20 protein-coding genes are annotated in these 23,314 nt (G+C 71.5%); 8 read left to right on the forward strand and 12 right to left on the reverse strand.

Going from position 1 to position 23,314, the window contains the following annotated elements:
- Positions 1-2 precede the first annotated feature (2 nt).
- Complete coding sequence (locus tag N538_RS0100370; RefSeq protein WP_028635636.1) at positions 3-2,135, reverse strand: MMPL family transporter; 2,133 nt, start codon at positions 2,133-2,135, stop codon at positions 3-5.
- Positions 2,136-2,321: 186 nt separating this feature from the next.
- On the opposite strand from N538_RS0100370, the gene N538_RS0100375 reads away from it, so the two are divergent.
- From N538_RS0100375 to N538_RS0100385, 3 genes are all read left to right on the forward strand, one after another.
- Positions 2,322-2,885, forward strand: coding sequence for a dihydrofolate reductase family protein (locus tag N538_RS0100375; RefSeq protein ID WP_028635637.1), 564 nt, complete (start codon positions 2,322-2,324; stop codon positions 2,883-2,885).
- A 509-nt stretch (positions 2,886-3,394) separates the two neighbouring features.
- The gene (locus tag N538_RS0100380; protein ID WP_028635638.1) at positions 3,395-4,558 is read left to right on the forward strand and encodes an HNH endonuclease signature motif containing protein; all 1,164 of its coding nucleotides are present in this window, start codon (positions 3,395-3,397) and stop codon (positions 4,556-4,558) included.
- Positions 4,559-4,683: 125 nt separating this feature from the next.
- Positions 4,684-6,192 carry an acyl-CoA synthetase gene (locus tag N538_RS0100385; RefSeq protein WP_028635639.1) on the forward strand — a complete coding sequence of 503 codons (1,509 nt, stop codon included), beginning with the start codon at positions 4,684-4,686 and terminating at the stop codon, positions 6,190-6,192.
- Here N538_RS0100385 and N538_RS0100390 read toward each other — a convergent pair.
- From N538_RS0100390 to N538_RS0100435, 10 genes are all read right to left on the reverse strand, one after another.
- Positions 6,183-8,018, reverse strand: a complete 1,836-nt coding sequence (locus N538_RS0100390) for an AMP-dependent synthetase/ligase (protein ID WP_036568974.1) — start codon at positions 8,016-8,018, stop codon at positions 6,183-6,185. The two genes, N538_RS0100385 and N538_RS0100390, sit on opposite strands and share 10 nt — an antisense overlap.
- A 23-nt stretch (positions 8,019-8,041) precedes the next feature.
- Complete coding sequence (locus N538_RS0100395; protein ID WP_269320311.1) at positions 8,042-9,205, reverse strand: acyl-CoA dehydrogenase family protein; 1,164 nt, start codon at positions 9,203-9,205, stop codon at positions 8,042-8,044.
- On the reverse strand, positions 9,205-10,242 hold the full coding sequence (locus tag N538_RS0100400) for an LLM class F420-dependent oxidoreductase (protein WP_028635642.1): 1,038 nt from the start codon (positions 10,240-10,242) through the stop codon (positions 9,205-9,207). Before N538_RS0100400 ends, N538_RS0100395 begins: the two co-directional genes overlap by 1 nt.
- A gap of 27 nt (positions 10,243-10,269) precedes the next feature.
- Entirely contained in the window at positions 10,270-12,027 is a 1,758-nt protein-coding gene (locus tag N538_RS0100405) for an ABC transporter ATP-binding protein (protein WP_028635643.1), read from the reverse strand.
- Positions 12,024-13,760 (reverse strand): ABC transporter ATP-binding protein, encoded by a 1,737-nt coding sequence (locus tag N538_RS0100410; RefSeq protein WP_028635644.1) that lies wholly within the window; start codon positions 13,758-13,760, stop codon positions 12,024-12,026. Before N538_RS0100410 ends, N538_RS0100405 begins: the two co-directional genes overlap by 4 nt.
- Positions 13,761-13,831: 71 nt before the next feature.
- Complete coding sequence (locus tag N538_RS0100415; RefSeq protein WP_028635645.1) at positions 13,832-14,296, reverse strand: DUF6328 family protein; 465 nt, start codon at positions 14,294-14,296, stop codon at positions 13,832-13,834.
- Positions 14,293-14,847, reverse strand: a complete 555-nt coding sequence (locus N538_RS0100420) for a YbaK/EbsC family protein (protein ID WP_028635646.1) — start codon at positions 14,845-14,847, stop codon at positions 14,293-14,295. Before N538_RS0100420 ends, N538_RS0100415 begins: the two co-directional genes overlap by 4 nt.
- 65 nt (positions 14,848-14,912) lie before the next feature.
- The gene (locus N538_RS0100425; protein WP_028635647.1) at positions 14,913-15,110 is read right to left on the reverse strand and encodes a PspC domain-containing protein; all 198 of its coding nucleotides are present in this window, start codon (positions 15,108-15,110) and stop codon (positions 14,913-14,915) included.
- Complete coding sequence (locus tag N538_RS0100430; protein ID WP_028635648.1) at positions 15,107-15,391, reverse strand: hypothetical protein; 285 nt, start codon at positions 15,389-15,391, stop codon at positions 15,107-15,109. The genes N538_RS0100425 and N538_RS0100430 overlap by 4 nt, the downstream gene beginning before the upstream one ends.
- Positions 15,388-16,554 (reverse strand): PspC domain-containing protein, encoded by a 1,167-nt coding sequence (locus tag N538_RS0100435; protein ID WP_028635649.1) that lies wholly within the window; start codon positions 16,552-16,554, stop codon positions 15,388-15,390. Before N538_RS0100435 ends, N538_RS0100430 begins: the two co-directional genes overlap by 4 nt.
- Positions 16,555-16,698: 144 nt before the next feature.
- Between N538_RS0100435 and N538_RS0100440 the strand changes: the two genes are divergently transcribed.
- The 4 genes from N538_RS0100440 to pcrA are packed head-to-tail and all read left to right on the forward strand — an operon-like array spanning position 16,699 to position 21,497.
- Complete coding sequence (locus N538_RS0100440) at positions 16,699-17,994, forward strand: ATP-binding protein (RefSeq protein WP_028635650.1); 1,296 nt, start codon at positions 16,699-16,701, stop codon at positions 17,992-17,994.
- Positions 17,987-18,649, forward strand: a complete 663-nt coding sequence (locus N538_RS0100445) for a LuxR C-terminal-related transcriptional regulator (protein WP_028635651.1) — start codon at positions 17,987-17,989, stop codon at positions 18,647-18,649. Before N538_RS0100440 ends, N538_RS0100445 begins: the two co-directional genes overlap by 8 nt.
- A gap of 25 nt (positions 18,650-18,674) precedes the next feature.
- Positions 18,675-19,019 carry a hypothetical protein gene (locus tag N538_RS0100450; protein ID WP_028635652.1) on the forward strand — a complete coding sequence of 115 codons (345 nt, stop codon included), beginning with the start codon at positions 18,675-18,677 and terminating at the stop codon, positions 19,017-19,019.
- Between the two features lie 48 nt (positions 19,020-19,067).
- Complete coding sequence (pcrA, locus tag N538_RS0100455) at positions 19,068-21,497, forward strand: DNA helicase PcrA (protein ID WP_036568976.1); 2,430 nt, start codon at positions 19,068-19,070, stop codon at positions 21,495-21,497.
- A gap of 218 nt (positions 21,498-21,715) precedes the next feature.
- Here pcrA and N538_RS27020 read toward each other — a convergent pair whose 3' ends face one another.
- The gene (locus N538_RS27020; RefSeq protein ID WP_051548516.1) at positions 21,716-22,705 is read right to left on the reverse strand and encodes a M23 family metallopeptidase; all 990 of its coding nucleotides are present in this window, start codon (positions 22,703-22,705) and stop codon (positions 21,716-21,718) included.
- A gap of 185 nt (positions 22,706-22,890) precedes the next feature.
- Between N538_RS27020 and N538_RS0100465 the strand changes: the two genes are divergently transcribed.
- The gene (locus N538_RS0100465; RefSeq protein WP_028635654.1) at positions 22,891-23,301 is read left to right on the forward strand and encodes a cobalamin B12-binding domain-containing protein; all 411 of its coding nucleotides are present in this window, start codon (positions 22,891-22,893) and stop codon (positions 23,299-23,301) included.
- Positions 23,302-23,314 lie beyond the last annotated feature (13 nt).

Here is a 23,314-nt window from a genome sequence, read left to right on the forward strand (position 1 = left end):
CCCTAGAGGCTAACCGGGACCGGCTCCTCCTCGTCGGTGGGCTCCGACGGCTGGACCGGTGGCTTGCGGTCGAGCGCGCTCGGCCACCAGATCTTGCCGCCCAGGTCGAGGTTGATCGCCGTGACCAGCACCGACCGGACGATGATCGTGTCCAGGATGACCCCGAAGGCGACGGCCGTGCCGAGCTCCGACAGGAACACCAGCGGCAGCGACCCGAGCACGGCGAACGTCGCCGCGAGGACCAGGCCGGCCGAGGTGATCACGCCGCCGGTGGCGCGGAGTCCGACCAGGCTGCCCTGCCGGGTGCCGTGGGTCTGGGTCTCCTCGCGGACCCGGGTCATCAGGAAGATGTTGTAGTCGATGCCGAGCGCCACGAGGAACGTGAACACGAAGAGCGGGAACGACGCATCCGTGTGCAGGAACCCGTTGCCCTCCGTGAACAGGTGCGAGTACACGCCCCGGAAGATCAGCGTCGAGATGCCCAGCGCGGCCCCGAAGGACAGGATCACGGTGAGGATCAGGATCACCGGGGACGCGACAGCCCGCAGCAGGAGCATCAGGATCAGCATCACGACGATGAGGACGACGGGGATGATCACCCAGTTGTCCCGGTGCGAGGCGTCCTGGATGTCCAGGTACAACGCGGACGTGCCACCCACCTCGGCGTCGGCGCCGGGCACCGCGTGCACGGCGTCGCGGACCTCCTTGACGATGTCGAAGGCCGCCTGGTCCGCGACGTCGCCCGCGACCGGGACGGTGATCAGCGCCGTGCCGTCCTGCGGCGGGATGTCGGTGCTGGGCTCGGCGGCCCCGTCGACCGTCCGGACCGCGTCGGCGACGGCCTGGGTCTGGTCGGCGTTCGCGACGATCATGATCGGGCTCGAGGTGTCGACCATGCCGTGCTGCTCGAGCAGCCGCTGGCCCTTCACGGACTCGAACGTCTTGGTGTACTGGTCGGTCGAGCTCAGCCCGCCGGTGTCGAGCTTGAAGATGCCGAGGCACGCGACCATCAGGATCACGGCGGTGGTCACCCACACCGTGCGCGGCCGCGGCGCGATGGAGCGGCCGACCCTGGACCAGAGGCCCGAGGCGGTCGGCTCGGCGGAGCCGAACGCCGGGCGCTTGGGCCAGAAGATCCAGCGGCCGAAGATCACGAGCCACGCCGGCAGCACGGTGATCATGACCAGCAGCGTGACGCCCACGCCGATGGCGAGGACCGGGCCGAGACCCGCCGTGGAGTTCATCTCGGCGAGCGTGAGGCAGAGCATGCCGACGGCGACCGTGGACGCGCTCGCGATGATGGCCGGCGCGGCACGGTGGAGTGCGAACGCCATCGCCTCGTGCCGGTCCTCGTGACGACGGAGCTCTTCTCGATATCGCGCCACCAGGAGCAGTGCGTAGTCGGTGCCCGCGCCCACCACCAGCACGGTCAGGATGCCCTGGCTCTGGCCGTTGACCGTCAGGTCGGCGTACTTGGCGAGCAGGTAGACCAGGCCCTGGGAGATCTCCAGGGCGCAGACCGCCGAGAGGATCGGGACGACCCAGAGGATGGGGCTGCGGTAGGTGAACAGCAGGATCAGGATCACGACCCCGAGGGTCGCGAAGAGCAGCGTGCCGTCGATGCCGGCGAACGCCTCCGCGGAGTCGGCCGCCTGGCCGCCCTGGCCGGCGATGTTGACATCCACGCCGTCGATCGCGGCGATGTCACGCAGCTCGTCCGCGGTGTCCGGCAGGTCGTTCCAGCCGTTCTTGCCGAAGTTGTAGGTGACGATGGTCTGGGCGACCTCACCGTCCTCGGACACGACCGGCCCCTTGGCCTCGCCGACCACGCCGTCCATCCCGGAGATGTCGGGCAGCTGTCCCTTGATCGCCGCCAGGTCGTCCGGCGTCAGCCCGCCGTCGCGGTGGTAGACGACGATCGTGGGGATGTCGTTCTGGTCCTGGAACGGCGCCAGCCGGTCCAGCGCCTTCGTCGACTCCGCGCTCGACGGGAGCCACGACGAGGCCTCGTTGTTCTGGACGTCGGTGAGCTTGGCGCCGAGGGCGGCCATCGGGAAGAAGACGAGGAGCGCGATCACGGCGACGACCCACTTGGTCACGCGGCTGGTCAGGCTTCCGGCGATCTGACGGTGCATGGGGGCAACTCTTTCAGGGAGCGGGGACAGTCGGCATCGGGGTTTTCCCCTAGTTCGACCTCCGCAGCGTGGCGGACTCATCGGACACCCTTAAGTCGAACGGCGCCAGCCGTTCTCGACATGGTCCGTGCGGGTGATCTCGGGGACGAGGTTGCCGCCGAGCTGCCGTCGGGGGACGCTGGCACGATGGCCGACCTGCTCGTGGACTTCATCACCTCCCTCGACGGGTACGCCGCGGCCGACGGTTGGCCCGGCTTCTGGGGACTCGAGGGGCCCGAGTACCTCGGCTGGCTCGAGGAGTCGGCGGAGCGGGACTGGACGGTGCTGATGGGCGCCACGACGTACCGGCTGATGTCGGGGTTCGCCGACGCCGGCGCCGGGATGGCGGCGCTCGAGGCGGTCCCGAAGGTCGTCTTCTCCTCGACGCTCGCGGAGCCGCTCTCGTGGGCGAACAGCCGGCTCGTCACCGGTGACCCGGTCGCGGCCGTACGGGCGCTCAAGGACGCGGACCTGCGGGGGCTGCGGACGGTCGGCAGCGTGACGCTGTGCCGCTCGCTCCTCGCCGCCGGCCTGGTCGACCGCTTCCGGGTGGTCGTCTTCCCGGTCATCACCGGCGCCACCGGCGCCGAGCGGATCTACGACGCGTACCCGGACGTCGCCCTCGAGATGGTCGACCACCGCACCTTCGACGGCCGGATCCAGCTGCTCGAGTACGTCCCGACGGTGCTCGAGGATCCGCCCGCGGGCTGATGGGGCCTTCGGGCTTGCGCGTCCTTCGATCGGCTGCGGGTCCGCGCCTGGTCGCGTGCAGCTGTGCGTCGGCTGCGGGTCCGCCCGGGATTACGACCGAAAGGCGGCGAGGCGGGTACCGCGGGCGGGTGGCTGCGGTTGCTTGCCGGCTTGCGGGTCCGCTGCTGGGCGCGTGGGCTGCGGGTCCGCCTCGGGCTGCGACCGACGGGCAGCGAAGCGGGGACGGCGGGCGGGTGGTTGCGATGGCTTCCCGGCTTCAGCGTCCGCGGCTGGTGGCGTGGAGCTGAGCGGTGGGCTGCGGGCCAGCTCGGAGTTGCGGCCGAAAGGCAGCGAAGGGAAACCGCGGGCGGATGGTTGCGGCTGCTTCCCGGCTTGCCGGTGGTCGAGGAGGGCGCCTTCGAGAGAACTACTCGCCGCAGCTCAAAAAATAGTTTGAAAATTCTCAGAACCCCTGTGGAACAAGGGGTTCTGAGCCTCTCAGTGTCGGTGGCCAGTGCTTGAGTGGAGTCATGAACCAGCCCGGCACCCTGACTCCCGAGTCGGTGCTGGATGCTGCCCGCGCGACCCGCGCCGGCATCACCGATCTCGAGATCGCCCAGCTGCAGCAGGCCGTTGAGTGGGTGCTGCTCCATCCCGGTGACGAGGTCGACGAGAGTGTGGACTGGTCGATGCGGGAGATGGAGATCGCCGGCGAGGGCGCGCCCACGATCGACGAAGGAGCGATCGCCGAGTTCGCGCTCGCGATCGGTGTGTCGACGGACTCGGGCCGGTTGTACCTGGGTGGCGCGGTCGAGCTGAGGTACCGACTCCCTCGGATCTGGCGCAAGGTCCGGGCCGGTGTGGTGCCGGTGTGGAAGGCGAGGAAGGTCGCGCAGGCCACCCATTCCCTTCCCATGGCGGGTGCGGCGGCGGTGGACCGGGCGTTGTACTTCGTGCTCCACAAGTGCTCGTACGCCGAGATCGACCGGCAGGTCAACAGGGCACGGGCCGAGCACGACCCGGTCGAGGCCGGGCGCCGGTACGTGGACTCGCTCGAGAAGCGACACCTCCACGTCCACCTGAAATACATGACGAGCGATGGCCTGGTCCCGGTCTCCGGGATGCTCGACGTGGCCGACGTGGCCGACGCGGTCGCGTTGGACGCCAGCCTCGCCGCGAAGGCATCAGGGCTAGACCCCCGCCTCAGCCTGGACGTGCGGCGATCGATGGCCGCCGGGATGCTCGGCACGGGTGAGACCCACCGCGAGGTGGTTGTCTACACCCACACCCGTCCGGGCCAGGCCATGGTCGAGGTCGAGAACACCCGCTCCGTCATCACCCCCGGACACCTGAAGGAGTGGTGCCAGCAGTTCGGCACCAAGGTCACGGTCCGGCCGGTGATCGACCTCAACGAGGAGCTCTCCACCGACTGCTACGAGCCGACCGAGCTGATGAAGGAGCAGGTCCGGCTCCGCCGCCCGCAGTGCGTGTTCCCCCTGTGCCACCGCCCCGCCCGGCCCGGCGACGCCGACCACATCGTCGAATGGCCTCTCGGGAGGACGACCACCTCGAACCTGGCCCCGCTGTGCCGCGGCCACCACCGGCTCAAGACCCACACCGCCTGGACCTACTCCTGGGTGCCCGGGATCGGGTTCGTGTGGACCAGCCCACTGGGCCACCGACATACCGGCTGACCCGGACCCCGCCGACCATGGTCGGCGGGGCCATTCGCACGCGCTGCATCGGCGACGGTCGAGGCCATCGGGACTTCACGGCTCCATCCAACCCGCCGCCAACGGACGAGGACTAGGTTCGCGGGATGTATCCCGGGACATGGGCGGCGAAGAGCCCCGAGAAGCCGGCGCTGGTGATGGCCGGGTCGGGGCGGACCCTGACGTACGGCGAGCTCGACGACCGCAGCCTCCGGCTGGCGCACGTGCTGCGCGACGCCGGGCTGGGCGTCGGGGACGTGGTGGCCCTGCTGTCGGACAACCGGCCGGAGGCCTACGAGGTCTACTGGGCCGCGCTGAGGTCGGGGCTGTACGTGACGGCGGTGAACCACAACCTCTCGGCCGAGGAGGCGTCGTACATCGTCCGCGACTGCGGGGCGAAGGCGCTGGTCGTGTCCCCGGCCAAGGCGGACCTCGCGGAGCACCTGGACGTCGACGTGCCGACGAGGCTGACGTTCGAGGGCGACTACGAGGACGCGCTGGCCGGCGCCAGCACCGAGCCGCTGGCGGAGCAGCCGCACGGCGAGGACCTGCTCTACTCCTCCGGGACGACGGGCCGGCCGAAGGGCATCAAGCCGCCGCTGCCGCCGATCCGGGTCGACGAGCCCGGCTACGTGTACGTGCGCGTGTTCGGTGCGTTGTACGGGTTCGACGAGGACACGGTGTACCTCTCGCCGGCGCCGGTCTACCACGCCGCGCCGCTGCGGTTCGGGGGCGTGATCCACGCGCTCGGCGGGACGCTGGTGATGATGGAGAGGTTCGACGCCGAGGACGCGCTGCGGGCGATCCAGGAGCACCGGGTGACCCACACGCAGATGGTGCCGACGATGTTCGTGCGGATGCTCAAGCTGCCCGACGACGTACGCCTCGCGTACGACGTGAGCTCGCTGCAGGCGGTCGTGCACGCGGCGGCGCCGTGCCCGGTGGAGGTGAAGCGCCGGATGATCGAGTGGCTCGGCCCGATCGTGCACGAGTACTACGCGTCGACCGAGGCGAACGGCGCCACCTTCATCGACAGCCAGGCCTGGCTGTCGCACCCCGGCTCGGTCGGCACGGCACTGATGGGCGTGCTGCACGTCTGTGACGACGACGGCCGCGAGCTCGCGGCAGGCGAGGTCGGGACGGTCTACTTCGAGCGCGAGCAGCGGACCTTCAGCTACCACAACGACGAGGAGCGGACCCGCAGCACCGAGCACCCGCAGCACGACAGCTGGACCACGGTCGGAGACCTCGGGTACGTCGACGACGAGGGCTTCCTCTACCTCACCGACCGCAAGGCCTTCATGGTCATCAGTGGCGGGGTGAACATCTACCCGCAGGAGGTCGAGGACCTCTTCAGCCTCCACCCGGCGGTCACCGACATCGCGGTGATCGGGGTGCCGGACGACGAGATGGGGGAGCGCGTGGTCGCGTTCGTCCAGCCCGCGCCCGGTACGACGCCCGGCGACGAGCTCGCGCGGGAGCTGACGGCGTACGCCCGCGACCGGATCGCACACTTCAAGGTGCCGGCGGAGTTCCACTTCCGCAGCGAGCTGCCCCGCACCCCCACGGGCAAGATGGTCAAGCGCCGGCTGCGGGACGAGTACGTTCAGCCGTAGAGCCGGTCGACCACGTCGGCGTACTTCTGGTGGACGACCCGGCGCTTCAGCTTCAGCGTCGGGGTGAGCTCCTCGGACTCGGCGGTCCACTCGACCGGCAGCAGCTCGAAGGACTTGATCTGCTCGGGCCGGGAGAGCCGCTCGTTCGCGGAGTCGACGGCCGCCTGGGCCATCGCCACGATCTGCGGGTGCTGGGCCAGCTCGGCGAGGCCGGTGGCCTCGATGCCGAGCTGCTGGGCGACCAGCGGCGCGATCTCGCCGTCGAGCGTGAGCACGGCGACGACGTACGGACGGCTGTCGCCGATCGCCATCGCGTGCCCGATGATCGGCGACTCCTTGAGGTAGTTCTCGATGTTCGACGGCGCGATGTTCTTGCCCGCCGAGGTGATGATCAGCTCCTTCTTGCGGTCGACGACCGAGAAGAAGCCGTCGTCGTCGAGGGTGCCGATGTCACCGGTGTGGATCCAGCCGTCCTCGTCGATCAGCGCGCGGGTGGCCTCCTCCTGGAGGTGGTAGCCGGGCGTGTTCACCGGGCCGCGGACCAGGATCTCGCCGTCCTCGCCGAGCACCACCTCCATGCCCGGGTTGGCGGCGCCGACGGTGCCGAGCTTGAAGCCGGAGGGCCCGTTGGCGGTCACGGCGCCACAGGTCTCGGTCATCCCGTAGACGTCGTACACCGTGAGCCCGAGACCGGCCATGAACTTCGCGACGTCGAGCGGCATCGGGGCCGCCGCCGAGCCCGCCCAGGTGACCTGGTCGAGGCCGAGCAGGAGCTTGAGGAAGCCGAGGATCTGCTCGTCCGCCCGGCGGTACGCCGCCTCGACCTCCGGGGTCATGGTGCCGCCGACCTCCTGGGCCTCGACCCACGCCAGCCCGGCGGCCATCGCCTTCTCGACCATCTCCCGGTTCGCCGGGTCCGGGTCGGCGGCGAGCTTCGCGGAGATCCCGGTCTTGATCTTCTCCCAGACCCGGGGGACGCCGAAGAACGCCGTCGGGTGCACCTCCCCGAGCGCGCCGAGGAGCTCGGCGGGGTCGCCGATCGCGTACATGTGGCTGCCGGTGATCTGCGGGCCGTACAGGCCGAGCACCCGCTCGGCGATGTGGGCGAGCGGCAGGTAGCTCACCGAGCGCTGCGGGTCCATCAGCCCGGCCTGCTCCTGCGTGGAGATCGCCTCGTAGAGCACGTTGTGGTGGGTCAGGACGACGCCCTTGGGGTTCCCCGTGGTGCCGGAGGTGTAGAGGATGGTCGCCGGGTCCTCAGGGGTGAGCTGGGCGGCGCGCGCCTCGACGGCACCGAGGTTCGCGGAGCGGCGGGCCGAGCCCGCGGCCACCAGCGCATCCCAGTCCTCGTCCAGCATCACGACGGTGCGGATGCTGTCGACCTCGTCGAGCGCCTTCGCCCAGCGCGCCCGGTGGTCGGCGCTCTCGAGGAACACCACGACCGGCCGTGCGTGCGCGGCGACGTACGCCACCTGCTCGGGGGAGAGCGTGTTGTAGATCGACATCGGTGTGGCGGCGGCGTGCACCGCGCCCATGTCGGCGAGGAAGTGCTCGATCCGGTTCGTCGCCATGATCGCGACGGTGTCGCCGGGCGCGACGCCGAGCTCCAGCAGCCCGGCCGCGACGTCGAGGGCGCGCTCCCGGGTCTCGGCCCACGTCAGCGTGCGCCAGGACTCGCCCTCCGGCGCGTGGTGCCGGTCGGAGTACGCCGGCTTCCCGCCGTGCTCCCGGACGGTGTCAGCCAGCGCGTGCACGAGGGTGCGTCCCTCGACCTGCTCCTGGATGCGCGCTCGCTCGCGGGCGATGTCCGGGGCCACGTGTGTCATGGCTCACAGGTTAGGACCCGTGTCTAGATCCCCAGGCTGCGGCCGATGATCTCCTTCTGGATCTCGGTCGTGCCGCCGTAGATCGTCTGGATCCGGCTGTCCGTGAAGGCCTTCGCGATCGGGTACTCCAGCATGTAGCCGTACCCGCCGTGCAGCTGGACGCCCGCATCGACGACCTGCTTCTGCAGCTCGGTGGTCCACCACTTCGCCATCGCCGCGAGCGTGGTGTCGACCTCACCCGCGTTCAGCTTGAGGATGCAGTCGTTGACGAACACCCGGGCCACGTGCGCGTTCGTCGCCATCTCCGCGAGCACGAAGCGGTTGTGCTGGAAGGAGCCGATCGGCCTGCCGAACGCCTGCCGCTCCTTGGCGTAGGCCAGCGACAGGTCCAGGACCTGCTCGATGGCGGCGACCGCCATCGCGGCGATCGAGATGCGCTCCTGGGGGAGGTTCATCATCAGCGAGATGAAGCCCGAGCCCTCCTCGCCGAGGAGGTTCTCCTTCGGCACCTCGACGTCGTCGAAGAAGAGCTCGGCGGTGTCCTGGGCCTTCATGCCGACCTTCTCCAGGTTGCGGCCCCGCTCGAAGCCCTTCATGCCGCGCTCGACGACCAGCAGCGAGATGCCCTTGTGGCCCGCGTCCGGGTCGGTCCGGCAGACCACGATCACCACGTCGGAGAGGATGCCGTTGCTGATGAACGTCTTGGAGCCGTTCAGCACGTAGCAGTCCCTGCCGGGCTCGAAGACGGCCGAGGTGCGGATGCCCTGGAGGTCGCTGCCGGCGCCGGGCTCGGTCATCGCGATCGCCGAGATGAGCTCGCCGCTGACCAGGCCGGGCAGCCAGCGACGCTTCTGCTCGGGCGTCCCCAGCGAGGAGATGTAGGGGACGATGATGTCGCTGTGCACGGGGAAGCCGGGGCCGCTCGCGCCGACCCGGGCCATCTCCTCGGCGACGACGGTGTTGTAGCGGAAGTCCCTGACCCCCGCGCCGCCGTACTCCTCGTCGACGTCGAAGCACAGGAGCCCGGCCGCGCCGGCCCGTTGCCAGACCTCACGGCTGACCTGGCCGTCCTTCTCCCACTGGTGGTGGTGCGGCACGACCTCCTTCTCGAGGAAGGTCCGCACGCTCTGCCGGAAGTCCTCGTGCTCCTGCTCGTAGATCGACGGGCGCTGGATCGACGCCGTCATCAGGACACCCACTCCTTGACCTGCGCGACGGTCGCGGCCGGGTCCTCGGTGACCGGGCTGATCTGGAGGTTGGTCACGCCGGCCTCCCGGAAGGCCGCGATCCGCTCCCGGACGTAGGACGCCGGTCCGACCAGGTTGCCCGCCTCGAGCCACTCGGTCGGCACGAGCGCCTCGGCGTCGCGCTTGTTGCCGTCGAGGTAGAGGTCCTGGATCTGCTTCGCCTCCTTCTCGTAGCCGTAGTGGCACGCGAGCTCGTTGTAGAAGTTCTTGCCGCGGGCGCCCATGCCGCCGACGTACAGCGCGTACAGCGGCCGCATCAGGTCGAGCAGCTTCTTGGTGTCCTCGCCCTCTCCGATCGCGACCATGCCACCGGCGGAGACCTCGAGCGGCGCCAGGTCGGCGGAGCGCTTCGCCGCGCCCTTGGCGAGGGCCTCGCCCCAGACCTGGTGGGCCTTCTCGGGCAGGAACAGGAACGGCAGCCAGCCGTCGGCGAGCTCGGCGGTCATCGCGACGTTGGCGTCCCCGAGCGCGGCGACCCAGATCGGCACGACGTTGCGCTCGACCTTGGTGAGGATCTTCAGCGGCTTGCCGAGGCCCAGGCCCTGGTCGGCGGGCAGGGGGAGGGTGAAGATCTTGCCGTCGTGGACGAGGGTCTCGCGGCGCAGCCCCTGCCGGAGGATCGAGATGACCTCGCGGGTGCGGCCCAGCGGCCTGTCGTACGGCAGGCCGTGGAAGCCCTCGATGACCTGCGGACCGGAGGCGCCCAGGCCGATCACGGCGCGGCCGCCGGAGACGTTGTCGAGGCCCGCGGCGGTCTGCAGCAGCGCGCTCGGGGTCCGGGAGAAGACGTTGAGGATGCCGGCGCCGATCTCGATGGTCTCGGTCTTGGCGGCGAGGTAGCCCATCAGCGTGGGGGAGTCGAACCCGTAGGCCTCGGCCACCCAGACGGTGTCGAGGCCGGCCTTCTCGAGGCCCACGACCTGGTCGGCGGCCTCGCGGGGGTTGCCGGAGTACAACAGCGGCGTCGAGAGCTTCATGTTGACAGCATAACTGTCACAATCGGCCTAGTCGCCAGCCCCTCGTCCGTGCCAGCTGTCCCAGAGCGCCGCGTAGGAGCCGCCGGCGGCGACCAGCTCGTCGTGGGACCCGAGCTCGGCGATCTTCCCGTCCTCGACCACCGCGACCCGGTCCGCGTCGTGCGCCGAGAAGAGCCGGTGCGCGATCGCGATCACGGTCCGGCCCTCCAGCACGGCCGCCAGCGACCGCTCGAGGTGGCGGGCGGCCCGCGGGTCGATGAGCGAGGTCGCCTCGTCGAGCACCAGCGTGTGGGGGTCGGCCAGCACGAGGCGGGCGAGCGCGACCTGCTGTGCCTGCGCGGCGGTCACCGCACGGCCGCCCGACCCGACGACGGTGTCCAGGCCGTCCTCGAGCGCGTCGACCCAGTCCAGCGCGTCCACGGCGTCGAGCGCGTCGCGGATGTCGGCGTCGGAGGCGCCCGGCCGGGCGAGCGCGAGGTTCTCCCGGATCGTGCCGACGAAGACGTGGTGCTCCTGGGTGACGAGCGCGACGTGGCCGCGCAGGTCGTCCAGCGGCAGCTCGGTCAGCCCGACGCCGCCGACGGTGACCGAGCCGGTGCGTGGTGGGTGGATGCCCGCGAGCAGCCGCCCGAGCGTGGACTTGCCGGCCCCGGACGGGCCGACCATCGCGATCCGCTCGCCCACGCCCACCGCCAGGTCGACGCCGTGCAGCACGTCCCGGCCCTCGACGTAGGAGAAGCGGACGTCCTCGGCGTCCAGCTTCTCGCCCTCCGGCTCGCGGCCGCTGACCTCGCGGTCGTCCGGCACCTGGGCGACGCCGAGCAGTCGCGCGAGCGACGCGGCGCCGAGCTGCAGCTCGTCGAGGATCGAGACGATCCGGTCGACCGGGTCGATGAGCATCTGCACGTACAGCGTCGCGGTGGTGACGGCGCCCAGCGAGACCTCGCCCTGGGTGTAGAGGTACCCGCCGAACATCAGCGTCGCGACGGTCGGGACCAGGTAGGCGATCTCCATGTTGGGGAAGAACACGGTGCGCAGGTAGAGCGTGTAGCGCTCCGCGCGGAACGATCCCGCGATGTCCTCGTCGATCGCGCGGAGCCGCTCGTCACCGAGGCCGAGCGCCTCGACCGTGCGCGCGCCCTCGACCGTCTCGGTGAGGGTCGCGTTGATCTGGGAGTACGTCGCGCTCTCGCGCAGGTAGCCGTCCTTGGCGCGCCTGAGGTACCACCGCAGCCCGATCACCAGCGGGGGCACGCCGAGCACGCAGGGGATCGACACCCACCAGCCGACGCTCAGCGCGGCGACGAACGTGACCACCGCGGTGACCACGGCGATGGTCCACTCCGGCAGCGCCATCCGCACCGACCAGCCGAGCTGGTCGACGTCGCGGCTGGTCCGGGTGAGCAGGTCACCGGAGCCGGCGGCCTCGACGACGCCGACCGGGAGCGCCAGCGTGTTGTCGACGAAGTCCTCGCGCAGCTCGGCGAGCACCTGCTCGCCCAGCACCTGGGACAGGTAGCGGGCGAAGCGGGTCAGCACCGTCTGCAGCACGAGGAAGCCGGCCAGGAGGGCGACGATCCGGTCGACGTGGCCGACAGTGGTGCCGTCCTCGACGGCCTGGACCAGGTCACCCATCAGCCGCGGCGCGGCCAGCGCGGCGAGCGCGGCGAGCACGTGGAGCGACAGTGCGCCCCACAGCATCCTCGGGTGCCGGCGGGCCAGCGCGGCGGCGTACCGCCGCACGCCGCGGCTGTCGGCCACCGGCAGGTGGGTCGTGGCGCTCATCGCGGGGCCACCTCGCTCACGGCCAGCTCGGCCTCGGTCTCGCGGGTGACCACCCGGCGGTACTCGGCGTTCGAGCCGAGCAGCTCGCCGTGGGTGCCGGTCGCGACCACGCGGCCGCCCCGGAGGAACGCCACCACGTCGGCGCGGTCGAGCATCAGCGGGCTGGAGGTGGTCACCACCGTCGTGCGCCCCGCCCGGTGGCGGTGCAGCCGGTCCGCGACCCGGGCCTCGGTGTGGGCGTCGACCGCGGAGGTCGGCTCGACCAGCACCAGGATCTCCGGGTCGACGGCGAGCGCGCGGGCGAGCACCAGCCGCTGGCGCTGGCCGCCGGAGAAGCTGCGGCCGCGCTCGGCGACCACGGTGTCGAGGCCGTCGGGCAGGGCGTCCAGGATGTCGGCGGCGGACGCGGTGTCGAGGGCGCGTTCGACGTCGCCGCGACCGGTGACGTCCAGGCGGTCGCCGAGGCGGCCGGAGAAGAACAGTGCGCCGGTGTCGGAGACGACGATCCGGCGGCGGACCTCGGCGGAGGACAGCGCCGTCAGCGGCACGCCGCCCAGCGTCACCTCGTCGTCGACGGGCGCGTGCGTCATGCCGAGCCGGTCGGCCAGCTCGGCCGACTCGTCCGGCTGCTCGCTCACGACCGCCGTCAGCAGACCGTGGCGGACCAGGAGCCCGGTGCGGTCGTCGCGGAGCTCGGCCCCCGGTGCGGGCGAGCCCGCGGGGTGGGCCGGCTCACCGACCTCGGGCTCGAGCGCGAGCACCCGCACCACGCGGGCGGCGGCGACCCGGGCGCGGATGATCTTGTTGGCGTACTCGGTGGCCGTGCGCAGCGGGATCATCAGGAACGCCGAGTAGCCGTAGAAGGCGACCAGCTCGCCGGGCGTGATCGTGCCCTCCACGGCGTACCGGGCACCGATCCAGACGACGATCACCACGAACAGCCCGGGCAGGAACACCTGGAGCGCGTCGAGCACCGACTGCAACCGGGCGACCTGGACGCCCGCCTGCCGGGTGGTCTGCGACTCGCGGACGTAGCGCTCGTGGAAGACCTGCTCGCCGCCGATGCCGCGCAGCACCCGCAGGCCGCCGACGATGTCGCTGGCGGTGTTCGAGAGCGCGCCCATCAGGTGCCGCTGGTGGGCGCTCCGGCGCTGCAGCGGGCCGAGGATCGGGGCGACGCCGAGCATCAGCAGCGGGACGCCGACCAGCACCACGAGGCCGAGCGTGACCGAGGTCTGCAGCAGGATCACCGCGACCAGGACGAACGAGACGCAGGCGCCGGCGAAGCGGGCCGAGACGTCCATCAGCTGGCCGAGGTGGGAGAGGTCGTTGGTGCCGATCGCGACGACCTCGCCGGTCGACACCTTGCGGGGGAGGGTGCCGCCGAGCCGCACCGTCTGCCGACTCACCAGCTGGACGGTCCGGTACGCCGCGATCAGCCAGTTGGTCACCGCGAACCGGTGCCGCATGATGCCGCTGGCCGCCTGGACCAGGCCGATCGCGAACAGGATCGCCGCCCACTTGGCCAGCTCGGACGTGTCCTTGTCGGCGACGCCGCGGTCGATCGCGAGTCCGATGACGGCCGGCATGACCGCCTGCGCGCTCATCCAGACGATGCCGAAGCACATCCCGCCGACGAGGGTCGGCCACTGCTGCCGGGCCATCCACCACAGGAAGCGCCCGGGGCTGCGGTGGTCCGGGACTCCGGGGTGGTCGTGGGGCAGGTGGTGCACGCTCCCACGCTACGGAGAAGAGTGTTTCGGGAGCGAATCATTTACGCGGTGAGCGTCGTCACGCCCGGAGGCTAGTCGTCGCTCCGCACCAGGGACAGCGGTAGCACCGCGAGCAGCAGCACGAGCACCAGGAAGATCGACCCCGACGCGACGACGGCGTAGGTGCGGTCCACCACGACGTCGAAGATCAGCATCACCATGCCGGACACGAGGAACGTCAGGCACGTGAGGACGCCGTACACGAGCCGGTGCGCGGTGTTGACGAGCCGCTCCTTGATGTGGCGACCGGAGAGCCGGCGGTGGATCGCGACCGGCGCCAGCACCAGCGCGGTCGTCAGCGCGGCCAGCACCACCAGCGTGAGGTAGAGGCCGGTCGCGAAGTCGTCCAGGTCCTGGAACGTCGACTGGAAGGGCAGGGTCAGCAGGAAGCCGGCGGTCAGCTGCGCGCCGGTCTGCATGACCCGCAGCTCCTGGAGGAGGTCGTTCCACTTGCGGTCGAGCCGCTCCTCCTCGGTCTCGTTCCGCCCGTCGTTCACGACGCCAACCCTGGCACGACCTCGGCTCCCGGCAGCTCACCCGCGAGGGCGCCCGGGATCAGCAGCTTGGACCTGCGGACGCCGGAGCCGATCACGGCGACCTCGATGTCGAGGACGCGCGGGTCGACGAGCAGTCGCCACTCCTCGGGGATGCCGACCGGGGTGATGCCGCCGTACTCCATGCCGGACTCCTCCACGGCGCGGTCCATCGCGAGGAACGACGCCTTGCGGACGTCCAGGGTGCGCTTGACCAGGTTGTTGACGTCCGCGCGGGTGTCGGCCCGGACCAGGCAGGCCGCGACCCGCTCGACGCCGTCCCGGCGTCCGGCCACGACGACGCAGTTCGCGCCGGTGTCCATGCCGAGCGCGTAGGCGTCCGCCAGCGCGGCCGTGTCGGCGAGGCCGGGATCGATCTCGACCACCCCGACGCGGTCGGCGTGCGACCAGGAGGTCAGTGCGGCGAGGACCGGCGCGGCCAGCAGGTCGGGGCGGTCCAGAGCGGGGACGGTCTCGATGCGTCCCAGGCTGGGCCCGAGGCGGGGACTGGTCATGGCCGTCATCCTGTCATCCGGGTTCACGTCCTTCCCGCCGTCAGCACGCTCGAGGCGTGCCGGCTTCAGACCTCCGGCATCAGGATCCACGCCGCGACGTAGGCGACGAGGGCGGCGCCGAAGCTGAACACCAGCCCCACGACGGCCGCGACCCGGACGAGCGTCACGTCCACGCCGAGGTGGTCGGCCACCCCGGCGCACACCCCGGCGACCATCCGGTCGTCGCGTCGGCGTACCAGGTTCTTCATGCGCAGGTCGTTCATCGGAGCTCCTCGGTGTCGTTGGTGTCGTCGGTGTCGGCTGTGGCGTCGTTGGTGACCCAGCCGGTCTGTCGGGTCGTCCACTTGCGGCTGCTGGACAGCCCGATGGCGAGCAGGCCGCCGAGGCCCGCGAGGACCCACGGGACCGGCAGCAGCCAGCGGACGTCGCCGTTCCCGACGGCGTCGGCCTGGACCAGGGCCCAGACACCGACCATCCCGAGGAAGGCGATGCCCATCACCAGGTGGCCGACGTTGACGGGGTGGCGTGCGGACTCGCGGTTCATCGGGTCACCTCGATCGTGCCGACGCTGAGCTCGAGGTCCAGCGTGACGGTGGGGTCGCCGGGGGCGCCGGCGGTGCGCTGCTGCTCGATGTCGATGCCGCCGTGCTCGTCCCCGAACAGCTTGATGTCGCCGGGTCCGTGGACGCGGGCGTCGACCAGCACGCGCACGCCCTCGGGCAGGGTCACGTCGATGGAACCGAGGTCACCGTCGACGTGGATGGTGCGCCCGTCGAGGCTGTCGAGGTCGGCGACCCGGGTGAGGTCGACGTGCTGCTCACCGACGTCGAGGGAGTACGTCGAGTCGACGGCTGCGGCCGTCGTGGGCGCGACCGACACCGAGTCGGTGTCGATCTTGTCGGCTGCGGTGGAAGCGGCCAGCGCGACCGCGGCGACCAGGCCGAGGAGGATGATGCCGCCGGCGCGACCGAAGAACGCGCCGAGGACCAGCATCGCGCCACAGATGGCGACGGCGAGGGCCGGGTACGCCGGGCCGGCGACGTTCGCCCCGGCCAGGTCGATGATCCCGAGCAGGCCCTCGCCGAAGGCGATCAGCGCCAGCGTGAACCAGAACAGGATCGGGCCGCGCTTGCGCGGGTTCGGCGGCCGCGTGTAGGTCACCGGCGGCACGTAGGGCTGGTAGGTCTGGTAGGTCTGGGGGGCGGCGGGGTACGCCGGGGGCACCGGGCCGGAGGCGGCGGGCGGCGGCGGCGCCGCCGCAGGCGCGGCGGGGGACTGCGGATTGTTGCGCGTCAGCAGCCACAGGGCGATCAGCGCGACGACGGCGACCGGCCAGGGGAACCAGAAGGCGCCCCACGAGTCGCCGATGAGCGCCGCCGCGGCGACCACGCCGACGATCAGCAGCGCGACCGAGCGGCTGCGGTCGTCGAGGTGGATGGCCGCCCGCTCGGCGCCGTCGTCGGGGACCAACAGCCAGCAGGCGCCGTACAGGATCAGGCCGGCGCCGCCGAAGAACACCAGCACCACGAACGCGACACGCAGGATCAGCGGGTCGACGTCGAGGTGGCGGGCGAGGCCCCCGGCGACCCCCGCGACCTTGCGGTCGGCGCGGGAGCGGCGGAGGCGGCCCAGGTCGCGGACCTGGTCGCCGGTGACCCGGGGGCCGGTCGGCCCGCCGGACGGTGCTTCGGGTGGGGTGGTGGTCATGGCACCAAGGTTGTCGCTCCGCACGCCTCGGGACCATCGGGGACGCCCCTGATCCTGGGCCGGGGGAGGCCGTCCGCGGTCAGGGTCGGGCCGGGGTCCACCCTCATGGTGGGGGGCATCCCGCTGTGTGACGATTGAGCCACGATGAGCAGTCCCCACACCACCGCCGACGCGACGGTCCCGCTCGGCGGCCGGCGCGCCGCCCGCGACACGCAGGAGCCGATCTTCGGCGGCGTCGCCTCCGGGCTCGCCCGGCACCTCGGCGTCCCCGTCCTGTGGGTGCGTGCGGGCTTCGTGCTGGGGGCGTTCCTCGGTGGCATGGGCGTCGCGCTGTACGCCGGCCTGTGGTGGATGCTGCCGTCGGACTCGCACTTCGAGACCGGCGCGCCCGGCATCGAGAGCGCGACCCGCGGCGGTCGTCGCCCGGGCCGGATGCGCCGGCTGGGCGACATCGGTCCCGTGATCGCGCTGGCCGCGCTCGGTCTCGGCGCGATCCTGCTGCTCGACGCGGTGCTCGGCCGGGGCGCGGTCTTCTGGCCCCTGCTGATCGGCATCGTCGGCATCGGCCTGCTCTGGCGGCAGGCCGACGAGGCACAGCGTGAGCGGTGGCTGGACAGCTCCGGACGGATCGACCCGGTGCGAGTGGTGTTCGGCCGCGGCGGCTGGGCGTCGTACGCCCGGGTCGCGGTCGGCGTGCTGCTGATCCTGCTGGCCCTGGTGCTCTACTCGGCGCACGGCGGCTCGGTCTCGATGGCCCGCGACGTGGCGGTCGCCGCGATCCTCACGGTCGTGGGCCTCGGCATCGTGATCGGTCCGTGGATCTACCGGCTCGCCGCCGACCTCACCGACGAGCGCGCCGAGCGCGTGCGGACCCAGGAGCGCGCCGACGTCGCCGCGCACCTGCACGACTCCGTGCTGCAGACGCTCGCGCTGATCCAGAAGAACTCCGACGACGGCGCGACGGTCGCGCGGCTGGCCCGCGCCCAGGAGCGCGACCTGCGGGCCTGGCTGTACGCCGGGGAGTCGACCGACGAGCGCACCGTCGCCAGCGCGCTGCGCGGCGTCGCGGCCCGGGTGGAGGACGAGTACGCCGTCTCGGTGGACGTCGTCTCGGTCGGCGACTGCGACCTCGACGAGCAGCTCGGACCGCTCGTGAAGGCCGCGGGCGAGGCGGTCACCAACGCCGCGAAGCACGCCGGGACCGGCCGGGTCGACGTGTACGCCGAGGTCACGCCGGCCGCGGTCGACGTGTTCGTCCGGGACCGCGGCACGGGCTTCGACCCGGCCGGCGTGCCGTCGGACCGGTACGGCGTCCGCCACAGCATCGTGGACCGCATGCAGCGCCACGGCGGGACGGCCGAGGTCCGGTCCGCTCCCGGCGAGGGCACCGAGGTCCGGCTGCACCTCGCCCGTCAGTCCCAGGAGGAGAGCCATGAGTGACCCGGTCAGCGTCGTCATCGTCGACGACCACGCGATGTTCCGGCGCGGGGTCCGCGCGGAGCTCGAGAGCGCCGGCCACGGCCTCGTGGACGTGCTCGCCGAGGCGGCCGACGTCGACGAGGCGGTCGCGGCCGTGTCGGCGTACCGCCCCTCCGTCGTGCTGCTCGACGTGCACCTGCCCGGCGGCGGTGGGGTCGAGGTGATGCGCAAGGTCACGGCCACCGGCGCCTCTCCCGAGACCCGCTACCTCGCGCTGTCGGTGAGCGATGCCGCCGAGGACGTGATCGGCACCATCCGCGGGGGTGCGCGCGGCTACGTCACCAAGACCATCACCGGGCCCGAGCTGGTGCAGGCGATCCAGCGGGTGTCCGAGGGCGATGCGGTGTTCTCGCCGCGGCTGGCCGGCTTCGTGCTGGACGCGTTCAGCGGCACGATCGAGGTGTCCGCGGTCGACGAGGACCTGGACCGGCTCACCGAGCGCGAGCGGGAGGTGATGCGGCTGATCGCCCGCGGCTACGCCTACAAGGAGGTGGCCAAGGAGCTGTTCATCTCGATCAAGACCGTCGAGACCCACATGTCGAGCGTGCTCCGCAAGCTCCAGCTCTCCTCCCGGCACGAGCTCACCCGCTGGGCGTCGGACCGCCGTCTGCTCTGACCGGGAGCCTCACTAGGATCCCCGCATGGAGTTCCTGCGGCACCTTCTCCTCGTGATCCACATCCTCGGTTTCGCCGCCCTCCTGGGCGGTCTGCTCGTCCAGGCACGCAGCCCGGAGAAGTCGGTCAACGCGCTCATGCGGGACGGCATCGGGACGGCGTTCGTCGCGGGCCTCGCGCTGGTCGGCGTGCTCGAGGCCGACGACCAGGACGTGAACCACGCCAAGATCGCGGTGAAGGGCGTCGTCGCGCTGCTGATCCTGGTCCTGGTGATGGCCAACCTGCGCAAGCCGAGCATCTCGAAGGGCCTGTGGGCGCTGCTCCTGCTGCTGACCGTCGGCAACATCTGCGTCGCCGTCTTCTGGGTGTGAACAGGCCCCGGTGACGCGTCGGTGCCCCGCCGTAGGCTGGGCACCGAGATGAGCAGCCCGATACCGCTTCCCGGACTCGAGTCCGTCGCGCCCGACGAACCCCGCACCACCAGGAGCGGTCCCACCGCCGAGGAGCTCCTCGAGGGGCTCAACGAGCCGCAGCGCGCGGCCGTCGTCCACGAGGGCGCGCCGCTGCTCGTCGTGGCCGGCGCCGGCTCCGGCAAGACCCGGGTGCTGACCCGCCGGATCGCGTGGCTGATCCAGGAGCGGAAGGCCCACCCGGGCTCGATCCTGGCGATCACCTTCACCAACAAGGCGGCCGCCGAGATGAAGGAGCGGGTCGAGGAGCTGGTCGGCAAGCGCGCCCGGATCATGTGGGTCTCGACGTTCCACTCGGCCTGCGTGCGGATCCTCCGCAAGGAGGTCACTGCGTTCGACAAGGTGGGGCTGGGCTACAAGTCCAACTTCTCCATCTACGACGCGGCCGACCAGAAGCGGTTGATGACGCTGGTCTGCAACGACCTCGACCTCGACCCGCGCCGCTACCAGCCCGGAGCGCTGCTGCACTGGGTCTCGAACCAGAAGAACGAGCTGCGCGACGCCGAGGACGCCACCAAGGACGCGCGCAACCACCTCGAGGAGACGTACGCCGCGGCGTACACGACCTACCAGCGGCGCCTCCGCGAGGCGAACGCCCTCGACTTCGACGACCTGATCATGCTCACCGTGCACCTCTTCCAGCAGTTCCCGGAGGTCCGCGAGACCTACCGGCGGCGGTTCCGGCACGTGCTGGTCGACGAGTACCAGGACACCAACCACGCGCAGTACGCCTTCATCCACGAGCTGTGCGCGGACCCGCTGGAGGAGAAGGGGCTGACCGAGCCCGAGCGGGTCGAGCCTGCCGAGCTGATGGTGGTCGGTGACGCGGACCAGTCGATCTACGCCTTCCGTGGCGCGAACATCCGCAACATCCTCGACTTCGAGCAGGACTTCCCGAACGCCACCTCGATCCTGCTGGAGCAGAACTACCGCTCCACGCAGACCATCCTGACCGCCGCCAACTCCGTGATCGGGCACAACAAGGGGCGCAAGGACAAGCGGCTCTGGTCGGACGCGGGCGACGGTGAGCGGATCGTGGGGTACGTCGCGGACGACGAGCACGACGAGGCGCGGTTCGTCAGCGAGGAGATCGACAAGCTCACCGACGCGAAGGCCTACCGGCCCGGCGACGTGGCCGTCTTCTACCGGACCAACGCGCAGTCTCGGGTGTTCGAGGAGGTCTTCATCCGCCTCGGCATGCCGTACAAGGTCGTCGGCGGCGTGCGGTTCTACGAGCGGCGTGAGGTCCGCGACGCGCTGGCGTACCTGCGGATGCTGGTCAACCCCGCCGACCAGGTGTCGCTGCGGCGGATCCTGAACACCCCCAAGCGCGGCATCGGCGACCGCGCGGTGGCCTGCGTGAACGCGCTCGCCGAGCGCGACCGGATCACGTTCTGGGAGGCGCTGCGCAGGGCGGAGGACGCCCCCGGCCTCGCGACCCGGTCCCTGACCCAGATCCAGGGGTTCGTGGCGATGGTCGAGGAGCTCCAGTCGATGGTGGACGGGGGTGAGCGCCCCGACGTCGTCCTGGAGGCCACCCTCGCGCGGTCGGGCTACCTCACCTCCCTCGAGGAGAGCGACGACCCGCAGGACGAGACCCGGCTGGAGAACCTGGCCGAGCTCGTCGCGGTCGCCCGCGAGTTCGCCGACGACCCCCAGGCCGGCCCGTCCGCCGACCCCGCCGACGTCGAGGCGGGCACGGTCGCGCCGGGGCTCGGCGACTTCCTGGAGCGGGTCGCACTGGTCGCGGACGCCGACCAGATCCCCGACGACGACCCGGACCAGTCCGGCGTGGTCACGCTGATGACCCTGCACACCGCGAAGGGGCTGGAGTTCCCGGTGGTGTTCCTGACCGGGCTCGAGGACGGCGTGTTCCCGCACGCCCGCGCCCTCGGCGACCAGCCCGAGCTCGAGGAGGAGCGCCGGCTGGCGTACGTCGGGGTCACCCGCGCCCGCGAGCGCCTCTACCTCTCGCGTGCCGTCGTGCGGTCCGCCTGGGGCGCGCCGTCGCACAACCCCGGCTCCCGGTTCCTCGACGAGCTCCCCGTCGACCTCGTGGACTGGCGGCGCACCGAGGCCGCGCAGACCCGGTGGGGCCGGCCGGACCTCTCCGGCGGCCAGCGCTTCGGCGAGCCGACCGCGGCGGGCCGACGGAACTTCTCCGCGGCGGCCGTGCGCGCCGACGCCGCCGCACGGGCGAAGCCGGCCCGCGAGATCCCGAGCCTGGAGCCCGGCGACCGGGTGCTGCACGACTCCTTCGGCATGGGCACCGTGGTCGCGCTCGAGGGCGCCGCCGACAAGACCGTCGCGTCGATCGACTTCGGGTCCGAGGGCGTGAAGCGGCTGCTGCTGCGCTACGCGCCCGTGGAGAAGCTCTGACCCTCCTCGTTGGCGGATCGGGACCCGGTGAGGTGGGCCGCTCGTTGGTCGAGTAGCCGTCGTGAGGAACGAGCGACGGCGTATCGAGACCCGATGAGGTGCCGGGCCGAGGACGAGCCGCTCAACCCGACGGGTCTCGATACGCCCGCCGCGACTTCGTCCCGCAGTCGCGCCGAGCTACTCGACCACCATCGATCTGACCGGCTCCGCCGCTCAGATCAAGGGTGCAGCCCGTGGACCACCAGGGCCTCGTACGGGTCGACCGGGTCGCCGGCGCCGGGCCGGACCTCGAGGTGGAGGTGCGGACCGGTGGTGTTGCCGGTGGAGCCGACGTAGCCGATCAGGTCGCCGGCGTGGACCTCCTGGCCGACGTCCACGGCGTAGGAGTTCTGGTGGCAGAACCAGAGCTCGGTGCCGTCGTCCAGGGTGATCACGGTCTTGTTGCCGTACGCGCCGTCGTACCCGACGGAGGTGACGACACCGTTCGCGACCGCGTGGATCGGGGTGCCGGTGGGCGCCGCGAAGTCCAGGCCGGTGTGGAAGTGCGACCAGAGGCCGGAGTACTCACCGAAGCCGGCGGTCAGGTGGTAGGCGCCCGGGTCGACCGGCAGCACCCACTGGTTGAGCTTGAGCTTGGCCGCCTGCTGCTCGGCCTGCTGCGCGAACTTCGCCAGCGCGGCGTCGCGCTGCTTGAGCTGGCTCTCGGCCTGGTCGACGAGCTGGGCGTCGGCAGCGTCCGCGAGGGCGTCGCGGCGCGAGTCGCGCGAGACCGTCTGGCGGTCGAGCAGGCTGACGCTGGAGACGTCGCTGGCGCCGCTGAGGGCGCTGGCCTGGCTGAACTTCGCGGCGTCGTCGCCCAGGCCGCCGCCCGCCGCCGTGAGCGCGCCGCCCGCGGAGATCGCGAGGGCCGCGACGCCGAGCAGGATCGGAGGGGAGGGCAGGCCGCGGAAGAGAGGGCCGCGCGTCGAGGAGTGGCGGCTGGCGACGCGCTTGCCGGCGGGGGTGCCGTGGGACTTCTGGCTCGGACGGGGCTGCTCGTTCTCGGTCGTGGGTGCGGCGGTGATCGCTGCGGCACGTTCGATGCGGTCGGCCTTCGCGGGCTTGTCGGCCCTGCGCTTCCCGACCGCGGTGGTCGCGGCGGCGACCGGGGTCGGGAGGTCCGAGGGACGGCGGCTGGGGCCGCGACGATCCGCTCGGTGGTTACCCATGAATATTCTCTCCGCTGCTCGGGGGTTCAGACGGCGAGGCCCGACTGTAACGGACTGATCACGGTCGTGGGGAATCGATGCGGCGCTCAGTGGGTAATTCTGGAGGTCGACCTCCGGTCGACCGACACCGCCCCCCGCCCCGGGCCGAGGCGTGACCCTCCTCACGCGTCGGCTAGCCTGCGCTCATGACGAGCACCGCCCCCACGCGACGGATCCGGATCGTGGTCGGCAAGCCCGGCCTCGACGGGCATGACCGGGGCGCGAAGATCGTCGCTCGCGCGCTGCGGGACGCCGGCCACGAGGTGGTCTACACCGGCCTGCACCAGACGCCGGAGCAGATCGTCGAGACCGCGATCCAGGAGGACGCCGACCTGATCGGTCTCTCCGTGCTCTCGGGCGCGCACATGACGCTGTTCAAGAAGCTCGTCGAGCTGCTCCGCGAGCGCGACGCGTCGGACATCGTGGTGTTCGGAGGCGGGATCATCCCGGAGGAGGACATCCCGCTGCTCGAGGAGATCGGCGTCGCCAAGGTGTTCACGCCGGGCGCCCCGACCACCGAGATCACCGGCTGGGTGGCCGAGCACTTCGCCGAGTGACCGCGGGCCGAGA

Origin of the sequence: Nocardioides sp. URHA0032 (assembly GCF_000620645.1) — a bacterium.
GTDB lineage: Bacteria > Actinomycetota > Actinomycetes > Propionibacteriales > Nocardioidaceae > Nocardioides.

What these genes read in the sequence shown, in the direction of transcription:
- pcrA (WP_036568976.1), top strand. Translation starts at nt 19,068, where the DNA reads ATGAGCAGCCCGATACCGCTTCCCGGACTCGAGTCCGTCGCGCCCGAC.
- N538_RS0100380 (WP_028635638.1), top strand. Translation starts at nt 3,395, where the DNA reads ATGAACCAGCCCGGCACCCTGACTCCCGAGTCGGTGCTGGATGCTGCC.
- N538_RS0100450 (WP_028635652.1), top strand. Translation starts at nt 18,675, where the DNA reads ATGGAGTTCCTGCGGCACCTTCTCCTCGTGATCCACATCCTCGGTTTC.
- N538_RS0100425 (WP_028635647.1), bottom strand. Translation starts at nt 15,110, where the DNA reads ATGAACGACCTGCGCATGAAGAACCTGGTACGCCGACGCGACGACCGG.
- N538_RS0100370 (WP_028635636.1), bottom strand. Translation starts at nt 2,135, where the DNA reads ATGCACCGTCAGATCGCCGGAAGCCTGACCAGCCGCGTGACCAAGTGG.
- N538_RS0100390 (WP_036568974.1), bottom strand. Translation starts at nt 8,018, where the DNA reads ATGACACACGTGGCCCCGGACATCGCCCGCGAGCGAGCGCGCATCCAG.
- N538_RS0100385 (WP_028635639.1), top strand. Translation starts at nt 4,684, where the DNA reads ATGTATCCCGGGACATGGGCGGCGAAGAGCCCCGAGAAGCCGGCGCTG.
- N538_RS0100430 (WP_028635648.1), bottom strand. Translation starts at nt 15,391, where the DNA reads ATGAACCGCGAGTCCGCACGCCACCCCGTCAACGTCGGCCACCTGGTG.
- N538_RS0100440 (WP_028635650.1), top strand. Translation starts at nt 16,699, where the DNA reads ATGAGCAGTCCCCACACCACCGCCGACGCGACGGTCCCGCTCGGCGGC.
- N538_RS0100375 (WP_028635637.1), top strand. Translation starts at nt 2,322, where the DNA reads ATGGCCGACCTGCTCGTGGACTTCATCACCTCCCTCGACGGGTACGCC.
- N538_RS0100445 (WP_028635651.1), top strand. Translation starts at nt 17,987, where the DNA reads ATGAGTGACCCGGTCAGCGTCGTCATCGTCGACGACCACGCGATGTTC.
- N538_RS0100465 (WP_028635654.1), top strand. Translation starts at nt 22,891, where the DNA reads ATGACGAGCACCGCCCCCACGCGACGGATCCGGATCGTGGTCGGCAAG.
- N538_RS0100420 (WP_028635646.1), bottom strand. Translation starts at nt 14,847, where the DNA reads ATGACCAGTCCCCGCCTCGGGCCCAGCCTGGGACGCATCGAGACCGTC.
- N538_RS0100435 (WP_028635649.1), bottom strand. Translation starts at nt 16,554, where the DNA reads ATGACCACCACCCCACCCGAAGCACCGTCCGGCGGGCCGACCGGCCCC.
- N538_RS0100400 (WP_028635642.1), bottom strand. Translation starts at nt 10,242, where the DNA reads ATGAAGCTCTCGACGCCGCTGTTGTACTCCGGCAACCCCCGCGAGGCC.
- N538_RS27020 (WP_051548516.1), bottom strand. Translation starts at nt 22,705, where the DNA reads ATGGGTAACCACCGAGCGGATCGTCGCGGCCCCAGCCGCCGTCCCTCG.
- N538_RS0100405 (WP_028635643.1), bottom strand. Translation starts at nt 12,027, where the DNA reads ATGAGCGCCACGACCCACCTGCCGGTGGCCGACAGCCGCGGCGTGCGG.
- N538_RS0100395 (WP_269320311.1), bottom strand. Translation starts at nt 9,205, where the DNA reads ATGACGGCGTCGATCCAGCGCCCGTCGATCTACGAGCAGGAGCACGAG.